This is a genomic window from Corynebacterium sp. 045007 (assembly GCF_040743205.1).
Classification (GTDB): Bacteria; Actinomycetota; Actinomycetes; order Mycobacteriales; family Mycobacteriaceae; genus Corynebacterium; species Corynebacterium jeikeium_D.
Genome location: NZ_JBFLKW010000004.1, coordinates 130,460 through 144,523 on the forward strand (window position 1 = coordinate 130,460; position 14,064 = coordinate 144,523).

Annotated in this window: 8 protein-coding genes; 3 read left to right on the top strand and 5 right to left on the bottom strand. The window is 60.2% G+C overall.

Features of this window, described 5'->3' with window-relative positions:
- Window positions 1-74 precede the first annotated feature (74 nt).
- Both uvrB and AB1Z34_RS03815 read left to right on the top strand, forming a co-directional pair.
- Window positions 75-2,207, top strand: coding sequence for an excinuclease ABC subunit UvrB (gene uvrB / locus AB1Z34_RS03810; RefSeq protein ID WP_016422912.1), 2,133 nt, complete (start codon window positions 75-77; stop codon window positions 2,205-2,207).
- Window positions 2,208-2,339: 132 nt separating this feature from the next.
- A complete protein-coding gene (locus tag AB1Z34_RS03815; RefSeq protein WP_005511992.1) occupies window positions 2,340-2,780 on the top strand; it encodes a universal stress protein in 441 nt (146 codons plus the stop codon).
- 68 nt (window positions 2,781-2,848) lie between these two features.
- Here the strand turns inward: AB1Z34_RS03815 and AB1Z34_RS03820 are convergent, their stop codons facing one another.
- The 4 genes from AB1Z34_RS03820 to AB1Z34_RS03835 all read right to left on the bottom strand — a co-directional run bounded on the left by AB1Z34_RS03820 (window position 2,849) and on the right by AB1Z34_RS03835 (window position 8,379).
- Window positions 2,849-3,943, bottom strand: a complete 1,095-nt coding sequence (locus AB1Z34_RS03820) for a crosslink repair DNA glycosylase YcaQ family protein (protein ID WP_016422911.1) — start codon at window positions 3,941-3,943, stop codon at window positions 2,849-2,851.
- Window positions 3,944-3,977: 34 nt separating this feature from the next.
- Window positions 3,978-6,479 (bottom strand): AAA family ATPase, encoded by a 2,502-nt coding sequence (locus AB1Z34_RS03825; protein WP_367157924.1) that lies wholly within the window; start codon window positions 6,477-6,479, stop codon window positions 3,978-3,980.
- A 133-nt stretch (window positions 6,480-6,612) separates the two neighbouring features.
- Complete coding sequence (locus tag AB1Z34_RS03830) at window positions 6,613-7,482, bottom strand: DoxX family protein (protein WP_016422909.1); 870 nt, start codon at window positions 7,480-7,482, stop codon at window positions 6,613-6,615.
- Between the two features lie 189 nt (window positions 7,483-7,671).
- Window positions 7,672-8,379, bottom strand: a complete 708-nt coding sequence (locus AB1Z34_RS03835) for an MBL fold metallo-hydrolase (RefSeq protein ID WP_367157925.1) — start codon at window positions 8,377-8,379, stop codon at window positions 7,672-7,674.
- A 139-nt stretch (window positions 8,380-8,518) separates the two neighbouring features.
- Here AB1Z34_RS03835 and uvrA point away from each other — a divergent pair, with 139 nt between their 5' ends.
- Window positions 8,519-11,371, top strand: coding sequence for an excinuclease ABC subunit UvrA (gene uvrA, locus AB1Z34_RS03840; protein WP_016422907.1), 2,853 nt, complete (start codon window positions 8,519-8,521; stop codon window positions 11,369-11,371).
- Window position 11,372: 1 nt separating this feature from the next.
- Here uvrA and AB1Z34_RS03845 read toward each other — a convergent pair whose 3' ends face one another.
- A complete protein-coding gene (locus AB1Z34_RS03845; protein ID WP_367157926.1) occupies window positions 11,373-13,805 on the bottom strand; it encodes a DUF2339 domain-containing protein in 2,433 nt (810 codons plus the stop codon).
- Window positions 13,806-14,064 lie beyond the last annotated feature (259 nt).

Below are 14,064 nucleotides of genomic sequence, written 5' to 3' on the forward strand. Positions count from 1 at the left end.
CCCTGGACAGCCCAAAGCCCCAGGAAGTAACGTAACCAGCCGCTTTCAAGACAGCCTTCGCTACGCTGGGAACTATGGCATTTGCAGCAGAGCAACCCGTCCTCGCGCACTCGGAGTTCCGGCCCGTCGGTGAAGTCGAGCGCGCTGAGGGAAACTTCGAGGTCATCAGCGAGTTCGAGCCCTCGGGCGACCAGCCGCAGGCAATCGCGGAACTGTCGGAGCGCCTAGATAGAGGCGAGCGCGAGGTAGTCCTGATGGGTGCCACGGGCACCGGTAAGTCAGCCACCGCAGCGTGGCTGATCGAAAAGGTGCAGCGGCCAACTCTGGTCATGGCACCGAACAAGACGCTGGCGGCCCAGCTGGCCAATGAGCTCCGCAGCCTGCTGCCAAACAACGCGGTCGAGTACTTCGTTTCGTACTACGACTACTACCAACCCGAGGCCTATATCGCGCAGACCGATACCTATATTGAAAAGGATTCCTCCATCAACGAGGACGTGGAGCGACTGCGCCACTCGGCTACTTCAGCGCTGCTGTCGCGTCGCGACGTAGTCGTCGTCAGCTCTGTTTCGTGCATCTATGGCCTGGGTACCCCGCAGTCCTACCTCGACCGTTCGGTGTGGCTGAAGGAGGGAGAGGAAGTCGACCGCGACCAGTTCCTGCGCCTTTTGGTGGACATTCAGTATGCCCGCAATGACATTGCCTTTACCCGCGGCACCTTCCGAGTAAAAGGTGACGTGGTCGACATCATCCCGGCCTACGAAGAAAAGGCCGTGCGGGTGGAGTTCTTCGGCGACGAGATTGATTCGCTGTACTACCTCAATCCAGTCACGGGCGACGTCATCGACCAAGTCCCGGAGCTGCGCATTTTCCCTGCTACGCACTACGTCGCCGGCCCGGAGCGCATGGAACGGGCCGTCGCGGACATCAAGGCCGAACTCGCCGAACGCCTGGCGGATCTGGAAAACCGGGGCAAGTTGCTGGAAGCACAGCGTCTGCGCATGCGCACGGAGTACGACCTCGAAATGATTGAACAGGTCGGCTTCTGCTCCGGCATTGAGAACTACTCGCGCCACATCGATGGTCGCGCGCCGGGCTCGGCCCCCGCGACGCTCATTGACTATTTCCCGGAGGACTTCCTCACCATCATCGATGAGTCGCACGTCACCGTGCCACAGATTGGCGGCATGTTCGAGGGCGACGCTTCCCGTAAGCGCAACCTCGTCGACTTCGGTTTCCGCCTCCCATCGGCGCTGGATAACCGCCCGCTGACGTTCGACGAATTCGATGCCCGCGTGGGCCAGGTCGTGTTCATGTCCGCAACGCCGGGTGACTATGAGCTCGAAAAGACCGGTGGAGAGTATGTGGAGCAGGTCATTCGTCCGACTGGGCTGGTGGACCCCAAGATCGTCGTTAAGCCTACTGAGGGGCAGATTGATGATCTGATCGGCGAGATCCGAAAGCGCACCGAGCGTGACGAGCGCGTTCTCGTGACCACCCTGACGAAGAAGATGGCGGAGGACCTGACCGACTACCTGCTCGAAAATGGTGTGCAGGTGCGGTACATGCACTCGGATGTGGATACGCTCAAGCGCGTTGAGCTGCTGCGACAGTTGCGGCTCGGCGAGTACGACGTGCTGGTCGGCATTAACCTGCTGCGCGAGGGCCTCGACCTGCCCGAGGTTTCGCTGGTGGCAATCCTCGACGCCGATAAGGAGGGGTTCCTGCGTTCGGAGCGCTCGTTGATTCAGACGATTGGTCGTGCCGCGCGAAACGTCTCCGGCGAGGTGCACATGTACGCCGACAAGATCACCGATTCCATGCGGTTCGCCATCGACGAGACGGAGCGCCGCCGCGAAAAGCAGATTGCGTACAACACCGAGCATGGCATCGATCCGCAGCCGCTGCGCAAGAAGATCGCGGACATTCTGGATCAGGTCTACGACAACGCTGACACCGATTACGAAGGCAAGACCGGTGCGGCCGCTGATGCGCTGCTCTCGCGTGCCGACGGCTCGGGCGCGGCCGATGGTGCCAGCGGTAAGCAGATGCCGAGGGCTGAGCTCGAGGCGCTTATCGCGGACCTGTCGGAGCAGATGGCCGCGGCTGCGCGAGAGTTGAAGTTCGAGCTCGCGGGGCGCTTGCGCGATGAGATTTTCGACCTCAAGAAGGAACTTAAGGGGATGATTGAGGCCGGTGTCGAGTAGTTTTTTGCTACTGTTGTGGGAAGTAAAACAGTGTATTCGCGAAAGTGGCTCTGGCCAGTGGGTTCGGGGCAACGACGGCGTTACGCACGATGAACTGTTTTAATGCAACTTCCACAGTGAGGGATAGTTTTCATGAGTGATTACAAGACCATTGTTGTCGGCACGGATGGTTCTAAGTCGTCGCTGCTCGCAGTAGAGCGCGCTGCCTCGATTGCCGCTGCTTTCGATGCCACCCTGGTTATCGGCTGCGCTTACTACGAGACTGCAGAGGATGCGTCCAAGACCCTGCGCCAGGATTCGGTTCAGGTCCTCGGCGATGATCCGGCTCAGAAGAACCTGGCTGCTGCTAAGGAGGCCGCAGAGGCCGTCGGCGCTACCAAGGTTGAGACCGAGGTTCGCTCCGGCTCCCCGGTTGAGGCTCTGATGTCTCTGGTCACCGACCGCCGCGCTGACCTGCTGGTGGTCGGTAACCGCGGCATTAACTCGCTGACTGGTCGTCTGCTGGGCTCCGTGCCGGCTGATGTTGCTCGTCAGTCGGACTGTGACGTCATGATTGTTCACACTGTGAGCTAATAAAACGGTGAGCTAACAGTTTAGCTTTCGCTTTAAACCGGCACCTTTGGGTTGAGGTGCCGGTTTTTCTATTGTCGGCCGGTGATAACCCCTTCTTCAACTACAAAAGGCCAGCTAATTCCGTTTCTGGTTAAGACCTGGTTGCGAAGGGATTCAGGAAGAGTTTCGGTGCGGCTGCCGTAGCCCATGAGGTACTCGTCAAAAGCGGGCAGTCGAAGCGTCAGTGAAAGCGCGGCTTCAAGCTCGGCTTCAGTTACGTTCTGCTGCCATGTCGGCATGAAGTACTCATTTTGCGCGAGATTTTCACCGATGAATTCTGTGTCAGTTGGCGCGTCCGGAGAGGCAGAGGAATCGAGGGAGAAAGGAACTATTAAGTGATCGATAAGCTTAAGGGCCTTTTTCGCTTGAGTTTTCGTCAGCCCCAGCCACCACGCGAAGTCAGCTACACAGATAGGTCCGCGGGAATTAACATAGCGCCAGGCAATGTCGGCCAGCGTGGATTCAGCTGAGTGTTCTGTGCTGGAGCCCTCTGTGGTATTTGCTGAGAGGCCGTCTTTGGACGTTACGTCGGCAAGCAGGACGAAGGTATCTTCGGATCCTCTTCGTGGCCCTTGGACGACAGCGCCTTCGCCGCCGAATGTGCGCAGTAGGTGAGGACCTCTTTGTTCCGTGGGGTCTATTCCATGATCTGCGAAAACCTCATAGGCTTCAGTCCGAGTCAGCGGGTCGGACAGGCCACGTGAGCGCAATTCGGAATGAAATGCTGCCCTTGCGGTCTGCACATCATCTTGAGAAAGCCCGAGTGTCGTACGACGTCTTGCTGCTGCCTTTTCGATGCGCGGATTCGTCAACCTCATAATTGCTCCCGCGTCTTGCGCTGAAACAAAGTGCAGGGTGCCTCGTTGCGACCAACAGCGAACGATGTCGTAAGAAGAAATGGCTGCTAAAACATCGTCGGTGGTGCTGCCACTGCGCAAGGCGATGGCATCAACACCGTTCGAATAATTCTGTCCTTGCAGAGCAACCATGCCATGCGTTGCTGATAATGCAGGCGACTTGAGGTTTGTATTCCAATCGCTGCGTGCTTGACTTGCAGCTAACCCCTGGGCAATGAGACGGCGTGCGCGAAGTTCAGCTAGCTGAGGTAGATAGTTTTGGGACATTATGTCTCACTCATTCTGTACGGCACTATCCTCGTCATTCTAACCATTGCAGCTCCGGCAAAACGCCCGACTGCTGAGGCGCCACAACAATTAGCCCCTGGGTCGCACGAGTCAGTGCAACGTACAGGTCCTGTAGCCCCTGTGGGGATTGCGCCACAATCTGGTCGGGCGCAACGACGATGACCTCGTCGAATTCCAGGCCTTTTGAGGTCGTGATGTCGTAGACCGCGCAGTTGGTGAGTTTGCTGGGGCGAGTAGCAGGTGCGTCATCGGCGGCACTAGCCCCGCCAGCACCATCAGGGTCACCATCTCCATCAGCTCCACCACCGAGAAAATCCCGCACCTCCGCGCGCGTGGCTTCGAGCAACTCGGCGGGCGCGATCACAGCGACCAGGCGGTCCGGCTGCGCAACCTGCTCCACATGCGCCAGAGCCTCCGTCACGGTGCGAGCCTGGACAGGCTTGCGGCCGGTCGCGCGGATCGACTGCGGTGCCTCCAGCTCCGGATCAATCTCGGCCAGGACGCTGGCGGCGACCTCCATCACCTCAGCTGGGGTGCGGTAGTTGACGGTCAGCTCGTGGAGATGCCACCTCGAGCCGATGATGGGTTCCAGCACATCATCCCAGGTCGCGGCACCTGCGGGGGAGCCCGTCTGGGCCACGTCGCCGACGAGGGTCATCCAGCCGTTGGGGCTGCGGCGGCGCAGCATTCGCCAGGCCATCGCGGAGAGTTCCTGAGCCTCGTCGACGATGACATGGCCGTAGGCCCACAGACGATCCGCCGCCGCCCGCTCGGCGGTGGATCGCAGGTCGCGCTCACGGTGGCGTTCGGCCAGTGCCTCGGCATCGATGACGTCATACGCTGACAAAATCTCGGCCTCGAAGCCGTCGTCAAGATCCTGGGATGCAGAACTGGACAGGGTATCCAACGCGCCCTGCGCCTCCTCGACGCGGGCCTGCCAATCCTCTTCATCGGCCTCCGATTCACCAACCGGGCCGAGGAGTTCCGCCAGCTCGTCGAGAAGCGGGGCGTCGGAAGGCATCCAGGCGGTGCCTTCCGGCCGGTAGAGAGCCTCGCGCGTCAGCTCGTCGTAATCGCTGGCGGCGTAGTCGATGGCCTCGCGAGAGCTCAGCAGTTCCGACAGCACCCGCTCGGGCGTAAGCGCAGGCCACAGCTCGTCGAGGATGTCGGCGACTGCTCCCGATTCGTCAATTTCGTCACGTAAGTCGGCAACGTCGGTCACGGACAGCAGGTTCTCGCCGCCCAGCGGGTCGGCGCCGATGACCTCGGCCATCTGCGCGGCCAGGAGCTCCACCACGTGATCGCGGAAAATCGGCCGGGCCAGATTGTGGGGTTTCCGAGTCCGCCGCGCACGCGTGCGTGCAGTTTTCACCATGTCAGGTGTGATCGTCAGGGTGATGTTGTCGTTCCGGACTTCAAGAGGTTCCGCGGGGAGCTCCTGGTAGGCCCGCACGGCTTCGCGCAGGATAGTGAGCATCTCAATCGAGCCCTTAACTTCCTGCGCAACCAGGGGTTCGGGGTTGTGTCCGTCGATAAGCGCGTTGGAACCGCGCACGCCGGGGTAGAGATCGGCGATGGTGGTCAGCACCACGCCAGTTTCGCCGAGGCTCGGCAGCACGCGCGAGATGTAGTCGAGGAAAGTTGTGTTCGGGCCGATGATGAGGACACCGGTTTTCGCCAGTTGATCGCGGTAGGTGTAGAGAAGCCACGCGACGCGATGCAGCGCCACCGCCGTCTTGCCCGTGCCGGGACCGCCCTGGACGACCAGGGTGCCGCGGGTGGAGTCGCGGATGATGAGGTCCTGCTCGCGCTGAATGGTCTCCACAATGCCTCGCATATGGCCGGTGCGCGCTTGATTCATGACCTCCCGCAGCACCGATTCGCCACCGACGCCCGCTTCAACTTCGGTCTCGTGTGCGCTGTCGGCTTCCTCGCCGGAGAGCCATTCGTCGTCAATGCTGCGGACCTTCCGGCCGTGAGTGCGCAGGTGGCGACGCAGACTGACTCCCTCGGGATGCGCGGTCGTGGCCAGGTAAAACGGGCGCGCACCGTCGGCACGCCAATCCATGATGACCGTGCGGTAATCGTCGCCTTCATCGGACAGGCCGATTCGCCCGATGTATCGCTTATCGACGGTCGCCCCCGGCCCTTCCTCTGCCAAAGGATTGTCGGGGTCTATGTCATCGATATCGATTCGACCAAAGACCAGGCCGATCTCGGCTGAGCGGTAGCGGTCCAGATTAGCCTGTAGTCGGTGGTATTCCACCTCGCGTTCAACGCGGGCTTGCGGGTCTGGGGCGTCGATGAGCATGACCTGGCGCAGGTACTCTTGGTCGCGCTCGCGTGCCCGGTCGAGGAAGCTGAACGCACGGTCGACGTAGGCCTGTTCGGCAGCGAGGGTACTCTCTTCTTCTCGCTGTGGTGCTGAACTTGCTTGGTCCGGCAGACCTGCCTGGCCAGTGCGGCCAATGCGGCCTGTCTGGTCCTGCCCGGGCTCGGATGCGCGCGACGCCAACCTGGTCTCCTCAACGAATCGCTGAATTAGTGCTAACTGATGTGCTGAATGAATATAAAAATATGAAAACGCTCCCGCACGCGTAGTGGCGTGGGGAGCGTTTAAGTATACCGCTTTAACTGCGGCAGCAAACTTACTGCAGGCGCTTCTGCGCCTTCTTTGCGGACTTCTTGGCCTCCTTGGAAGCCTTGGCTGCGCGCTTGCGCAGTTCCTTGCGCTGCTTGCGAGTGTCCTTCTTGAGATCCTTGCCCAGGTCCTCGGCGTAGTCGCGAGCGTCCTCAGCGAGCTCGGTAGCCTTGGCAATCCAGTCGTCCTTGTTGTCCTCGACGTAGCTCTTAGCGGTGTCGAAGGCGTCGGTGAGCTGCTCGCGCCAGCCGTCCTTGTTGTCCTCGACGTATTCACGAGCCCCATCGGTGGCCTCAGAAGCGCGGTCACGGAGCAGGCCAGCCTTTTCGCGGACGTTCTCGCCGGCGGAAGCGAAGGCTGCGCTGATTTCCTCAGTGCGCTGCTCGGTTTCAGACTTGGTCGGCAGGGCAGCCTGAACCTTCTTGTTCAGCTGCTTGCCAGCCTTCTCAGCGCGCCAAGCGACACCCGGCTTTCCGTCGGTGTCAGCGGTAGCCAGGAAGAGGCCACCCAGCAGACCGATGTCGGTCAGGAAACCAGTGCGGCGAGCTGCCTTCTCCTTCGAATCCTGGGTCTCCCAGAATGCGTGGCGAGCCAGCATCGTCGGAACCTGTGCAGCGACCAGAGCGGTGGCGGACAGGCGTGGAGCCTTACCCAGAGCGTAGAGGGAACCCGCAGCAACCTTGGTACCAGCGACGACCTGGACAACCAGCTTCTCACTATTTGGCACGTACTTGTTGTACTGGTTCGGGGTTACGGAGCGGACGCGGGCAATTAGGTCGCGTGCGCCCTCTTCATGATCCTTTTGGTTCATCAGCGTGTCGACACCGTCGGCAACGAAAACCGAGGCCAGCATTGGTCGGGCAAACTTGCGAATCATCTAAATTCCATCTCCTTTGTCGTCCAGGTGAAACCGTGTTTTTGGCCATCTGGTCGCTGTAATTCACTATTAATCCTACGCAGCCCGGCCTATTTATGTCGCGGGAATGACAAGTTTTTCAGAAGCTCCGGCTGCATCCAGCGCTGCCAACCACGCTCATCCAGCGCTACCGACCACGCTCATCCAGCGCTACCAACCACGCTGGCGCCAGTTCTCGACCTCGGGGCTCTCGACACCAACTGTGGTGTCTTTGCCGTGGCCGGGGTGAATCACCGAGTCGGCGGGGTAGACGCGGAAGACACGGCTCTCGACATCGTCGATAAGCTGCGTGAAATCCTCGGGCGAGTACGTTTTGCCGACACCGCCTGGGAAGACGCTGTCACCGACGAAGAGGTGGTGTGACGGGGTGCCCTCGGAAAGCGCGCCGGCTTCTTTGGCGGACAGGTCGAGGCAGAGACCGCCCTTGGTGTGTCCGCGCAGGATGAACGTGGGCAGCGTGATGTCCTCGCCGAACGTGATGGTCTCGCCGCCGTCGAGCTGCTGGTCGGCGGGCTCGGGAATGTCGGCAGCGTCGAGGCTGGACGTGATGTGGCGGGCCGGGAATGACTGCAGGAGCTCGCCGAGCGCCTGAACGTGATCGCCGTGGGAGTGCGTGGTGACAATCGTGCGGACCTGCGCGCCGACGTGCTCAACCAGGCGGATTAGGTGGTCGGCGTCGGTGGCGGCGTCGATAAGTAGGGAATTGTCGGGCTCGCGGGAGTCGACCAAAAGGTAGACGTTGTTGTCCATCGGTCCGACGGAGGTCTTATAAATCGTGACATTGCCGTAGTCAATGCGCTCAACGCCGCGCGTGCTCGGCGAATTGGAGTAGGGGCTGATTGTAATGTCGTCGTTCATGCGCCCCAGGGTAATGAGGTGTCTGTCGGCGCGCTAGGAGCGCAACGTAACCACGAGTCTCTGAACACATGTGCGAAAAATTGGTTATGGGCTGTAGACTAGTCGGCAGTGAATCGTCGACGAATTGAGGTTTCCCACTGTGGCTGAACGTCTAGTGGTCAGAGGCGCCCGCGAGCATAACCTGCAGGGTGTTGACATCGATTTGCCCAGAGACAAGATGGTGGTTTTCACCGGTCTGTCGGGGTCGGGTAAATCGTCACTGGCATTTGACACAATTTTCGCCGAGGGCCAGCGCCGTTACGTGGAGTCGCTGAGCTCCTATGCGCGCATGTTCCTGGGGCAGATGGAAAAGCCCGATGTAGAGATGATTGAGGGGCTCTCGCCGGCGGTGTCGATCGACCAGAAGTCGACGAACCGCAACCCGCGCTCGACCGTCGGAACCATCACTGAAGTGTATGACTACCTGCGTCTGCTCTACGCGCGCACCGGTACACCGCACTGTCCGACCTGTGGGGAAGTAATCTCCTCACAGACTCCACAGCAGATCGTCGATCAGGTCATGGAGATGCCGGAGGGCACCAAATTCCAGGTCCTCGCACCCGTCGTGCGCACGCGCAAGGGTGAATTCGTCGACCTGTTTGAACGCCTCGCATCCGAGGGCTACGCGCGTGTCATCGTCGATGGTGAAATGCACCGTCTGACGGATCCGCCGAAGCTGAAGAAGCAGGTCAAGCATGACATTGACGTGGTCATTGACCGTCTCCAGGTGAAGGAGTCGCAGCAGCGCAGGCTCACCGATTCCGTCGAAACGGCGCTTCTGCTTGCCGACGGCGTCGTGGTCATCGACGCCGTTGGGCTAGAGGCGGACGACCCGCGTCGAACCCAGCGGTTCTCGGAGAAGATGGCCTGCCCGAATGGGCACCGCATTGCTATCGATGAGTTGGAGCCACGGTCGTTTTCCTTTAACTCGCCGTATGGTGCGTGCCCGGAGTGTGACGGTATCGGCACCAAGCTGGAGGTGGACACGGACCTGGTGATTCCAGATCCGTCGCTGCCGACGATTGAGGCGATTGCGCCATGGCGGCAGACGCTGAACAAGAAGTACTTTGAAAAACTGGTCGAGGGGCTCGCCACCGAGATGAGCTTCGACCCGACCACGCCTTTTGAGGAACTTACAGCGCCGCAGCGCAAGGCCCTGCTGCATGGTTCCAGCCATAAGGTCACGGTGCGTTACCGCAATCGGTATGGCCGCACTCGCCAGTACACCGCACCTTTCGAAGGCGTGATGCCGTACCTGCACCGCAAGCTGTCACAGGCGGAGAGCGACTCTCAGAAGGAGCGTTTCCAGGGGTACATGCGTGAGGTGCCGTGCCCGGCATGTAGCGGTACTCGTTTGCGTCCGGAGATTCTTTCGGTGACGTTGGATTCGGCGGAGTTCGGGCAGAAGAATATTGCCGAGCTGACAGAGCTATCGGTTCACGATGGCTCGGCATTCCTGAATTCGCTGACTCTGGGCAAGCGCGAGGAAATGATTGCCGGGCGTGTTCTGCGTGAGGTGCAGGCTCGTCTGAAGTTCCTGCTTGACGTTGGCCTGGATTATCTGTCCCTGTCTCGTTCGGCAGGCACGCTGTCCGGTGGTGAAGCGCAGCGAATTCGTCTGGCCACTCAGATCGGCTCGGGGCTCGCAGGCGTGCTCTACGTCTTGGATGAGCCCTCGATTGGTCTTCACCAGCGTGATAACAACCGTCTAATCAAGACTCTGAAAAACCTGCGCGACCTGGGCAATACCCTGATTGTGGTCGAGCATGATGAGGACACGATTCGTGAGGCCGATTGGCTGGTCGACATTGGGCCAAAGGCCGGTGAATACGGTGGACAAATCGTTTACCAGGGTGAACCGTCTGGCATCGTTGACTGCGAGGAATCACTGACAGGTGCGTATCTCTCGGGTCGTCGGGTGTTGGCGGTGCCGGAGAACCGTCGTGCGATCGATAAGTCGCGCATGGTGACGGTCAAGGGCGCTCGCGAAAACAACCTGAAGAAGATCGACGTGAAGTTCCCGCTCGGTGTGCTGACCTGCGTCACGGGTGTTTCCGGTTCAGGCAAGTCCACCTTGGTCAACGAAATTCTGGCCAAGGTGATGAGCAACGAGCTCAACGGTGCTCGTCAGGTGCCGGGTCGACACAGCCGCGTGGAGGGGTTGGATCAGCTTGACAAGCTGGTGCAGGTAGACCAGTCGCCGATTGGTCGCACCCCGCGTTCCAACCCAGCGACGTACACCGGTGTGTTCGACAAGATCCGCAACCTCTTCGCCGAGACGCAAGAGGCCAAGGTGCGCGGTTATAAGCCGGGCCGCTTCAGCTTTAACGTCAAGGGCGGCCGCTGTGAGGCGTGTAAGGGCGACGGCACCATCAAGATTGAGATGAACTTCCTGCCGGACGTCTATGTGCCCTGCGAGGTCTGCCATGGCGCGCGCTACAACCGCGAGACGCTGGAGGTTCGTTACAAGGGCAAGACCATCGCTGAGGTTCTGGACATGCCCATCTCCGAGGCAGCGGAGTTCTTCGAGCCGATTCAGTCGATTGCGCGTTATCTCAATACGCTTGTCGACGTCGGCCTGGGCTATGTCCGTCTCGGGCAGGCGGCAACCACACTCTCGGGCGGTGAGGCTCAGCGTGTAAAGCTGGCCAGTGAGCTGCAGAAGCGCTCCAATGGCCGGACGGTCTACATCTTGGATGAGCCGACCACGGGGCTGCATTTTGAGGACATCCGCAAGCTCATGTTGGTGTTGCAGGGTCTGGTGGACAAGGGCAACACCGTCATTGTCATTGAGCACAATTTGGATGTCATCAAGTCTGCGGATTGGATCATCGACATGGGGCCGGAAGGCGGCTCCGGCGGTGGCACCGTGGTTGTAGAGGGCACGCCGGAGGATGTCGCGAACTGTTCCGGCTCCCACACCGGGCAGTACCTGAAGCCGCTGCTTAAGTAGCTTAGGTAGTCGGGTCGTTTCCGTCGGAAATTCCAGGACCGTCGGTGCGGGTGATGCCTTCCATTCTGTCAGCAGCGGGGTCGGCATCTGCTGCGCCGCTCGCGCCGGCAGCGTCAGTATCGCTGGCGGTGCCGTCACAGTCCGGTGCCGCCGGCTCCTCGGCACTCTTCTGCTTCGCCCCGGAGACCGCCATGGCCAGCAGAATCAGACCACAGCCGAGGAACGCCAAGGCGCGGATAACGCCATCGAGCGTTGCCATGTCGTAGAAGATCAGCTTGACGATAGACAGCGCCGCAATCGTCAAACCCGCTGCCAGTCGCGCCGGAATGTGGTGGAACCTCTTCGATAGCACCAGCATGCCGGCAATCGTGGCCCAGAAAATACTCAGCAACATGTGTGCGGCGTTGAAGCTCACGCCAATAGTCGTGAGCAGCACGATAAATGGCATACCCAGTGCAGCCAGGCCAATCAGTGCAAAAGCTGGCGGTAGCTGCGACCTCGCTGCCGTCACGGCCAGGCCGATGTCGGCGCACAACAGGAACAACAGCGAAAGCATTTCTGCCCACGTTGCCGAGTAGCCAGCCGCAGCACCGGCATTCAACGCTGCGGGCAGGATGTAGAGGTGTACTACCGTTGCGCCGAGCAGCCAGGTCAGTGCCGCAATCTTTGTATATGGTGCGACGGCATCCCGGGTTGGTTCAGGAGCCTGTAGTCGTGCGCCAATTGCGCCGTGCTTCGGTGCTGTGGCCAGCGCCCAGACAAAGAGCGCGGCACCGATGGAGATTGGGATGAGACCCCAAGCGTGGGTTCCAGTATCGGCTCCTGAGCTCCTTTCCGGGCCCGCCACCGCGAGCGCTAGCCAGGGCAGAATTGCCGTGGCCAAGGCCAATGGTGCGAGATAGCGGAAGATGGCACGGTTCCAAAGGAATACTGCAGCAATTGCGATGAACAGCACGAATCCGCCGTAGAACAGCAACCAGAGGCTGGAGGTGGACTGTGTGGCGTTGACCGTTGGGACTGCAGCTACAACCGGAGTCGAGAAGGCAACTACTGACGTGATGGTGACCAGATCGTCTTCCCAGGTGCTGGTTTCCGAAGGCTCGTCGTCAAGCTCGGGAGTGAGTTGGCGAGCCATCGCCAGCGGGCCGAACTGGGCAAACACGAAAAGGGCAATGGTGAGTGCGGCGATTGCGGGCATCACCAGTGCATTGTTGGTCGTGATTACGCCGATGAGAACGTTTGCGCCGAGCAGGAATGCGACTACGTACTTCCGGAAGGGGACGTTCAGGAGGCAGACGATAGCGGCGATGACCATCAGTTGAAGGGTGATTTGCGCGAGCGAGGAGCTCAGCGGGCGGGCGTGGAAGTCGAGGCCGATCGTCGCCCACAGCATTAATCCGGTGTTGATTGTGATTGTCCACGCCGCGGTTGCACTCGACTTCGTCCACCGCGCGCCGTATAGACCGACTGCAGCGAAAGGCAACATGATGACCAGCGTCGCCGCCACCGGAATCCAGTCGAGGAGGTAGGACATCGACATCGTTGTCAGGTGCGCAGCGGCTAGTGATGTCGCAATCAACGCCGTCACGCCAGCAGGCGGTGCTTGACGACGGTGCGCTCGCACAGCCGCGACCGCGAGCACAGCGGCCAACAAGTAAGCCAGGACCACACGACCGGCTGGTCCAATCAGGCCGGATTGGATTGCGACCGCGACGAAAAACGCGATACCGGCAGCGGTGATGAGACCACCGAAGATGGCGATGATTCTGATGATTGCCTTCTCGTTGCGCCACCAGGGCTCGCGAGGTTCGCGCGATGCCTCTGGCAGCTTCGGTGGCGGGGTGGAGTCTGTGGGAGAAGACTGTGGCGACTTCGAATCCCGCCGCCATTGGTGGGCAGAGGGGAAGCCGAACATCGGCTGCGCAGTTGCGTCGCTCTGTGGCAGGGGTGCTGGTTGGTTCCGCCAGTCAGCTTGCGTTGGCGGTGGTGGCACCTGCATCTGCTGAGACTGCTGGGGATACTGCGGTGTGGTCAGTGCCTGCTCAGCCTGCGGTTCCCAACGGGGAGGAGGCGCCTGCTCTAGTGGCGGACTGTGTGCTGGCGGCGGTTGCGGATTGTGTTGAGGTGTCCCTTGAGGTGCAGCATGGGGCGGCGCTTGAGGTGCTGGCGCAGATTCCGCTCCCGTAGTGTGAGGCGCGTGCGGTACGGCCGGGGCCTGCTCGCTTGCCTGCGAGAGGCGTACCTGCCAAGTATGAGTCAGCTGAGCCAGACGAAGCGAGCTAGCTTCGAGATCTGCCAGAGCATGGGAAAGCTCTGAGACGGAGTCGCCGGTCAGGACAAAATCGCCGGTCGGAGGCTTGTCGTATCGGGCGGAATGCTGATTAGGATTGGTGTTCTCGGCTTTAGGGCCAAAGCCGTTGGAGCCAGTATTCATGGTGACGACTTTAATCGTGTTTGGCCTAAAAACTATGGAGAGAATCTACCAATCTGATTACAATTCGGATTGCACTTTTAAGTGCTCGGTAGGGTGCCGGGGAGCTGGTAGTGAATAACCTGGCGCAAAAGCCGGTTTTGGTATGCGAGAACAGCTGTGTTAACATCTCGTCTACGACCGCCAGAATGCGATGCTTGCTGCCTTCGGGGAGCATTTAGTTGCATTCGGCAGCGAAGAGGATTTAAGTCCCACCCTAGGT

What these genes read in the sequence shown, in the direction of transcription:
- AB1Z34_RS03820 (WP_016422911.1), bottom strand. Translation starts at nt 3,943, where the DNA reads ATGTCCCAAAACTATCTACCTCAGCTAGCTGAACTTCGCGCACGCCGT.
- AB1Z34_RS03845 (WP_367157926.1), bottom strand. Translation starts at nt 13,805, where the DNA reads ATGAATACTGGCTCCAACGGCTTTGGCCCTAAAGCCGAGAACACCAAT.
- AB1Z34_RS03815 (WP_005511992.1), top strand. Translation starts at nt 2,340, where the DNA reads ATGAGTGATTACAAGACCATTGTTGTCGGCACGGATGGTTCTAAGTCG.
- AB1Z34_RS03830 (WP_016422909.1), bottom strand. Translation starts at nt 7,482, where the DNA reads ATGATTCGCAAGTTTGCCCGACCAATGCTGGCCTCGGTTTTCGTTGCC.
- uvrB (WP_016422912.1), top strand. Translation starts at nt 75, where the DNA reads ATGGCATTTGCAGCAGAGCAACCCGTCCTCGCGCACTCGGAGTTCCGG.
- AB1Z34_RS03835 (WP_367157925.1), bottom strand. Translation starts at nt 8,379, where the DNA reads ATGAACGACGACATTACAATCAGCCCCTACTCCAATTCGCCGAGCACG.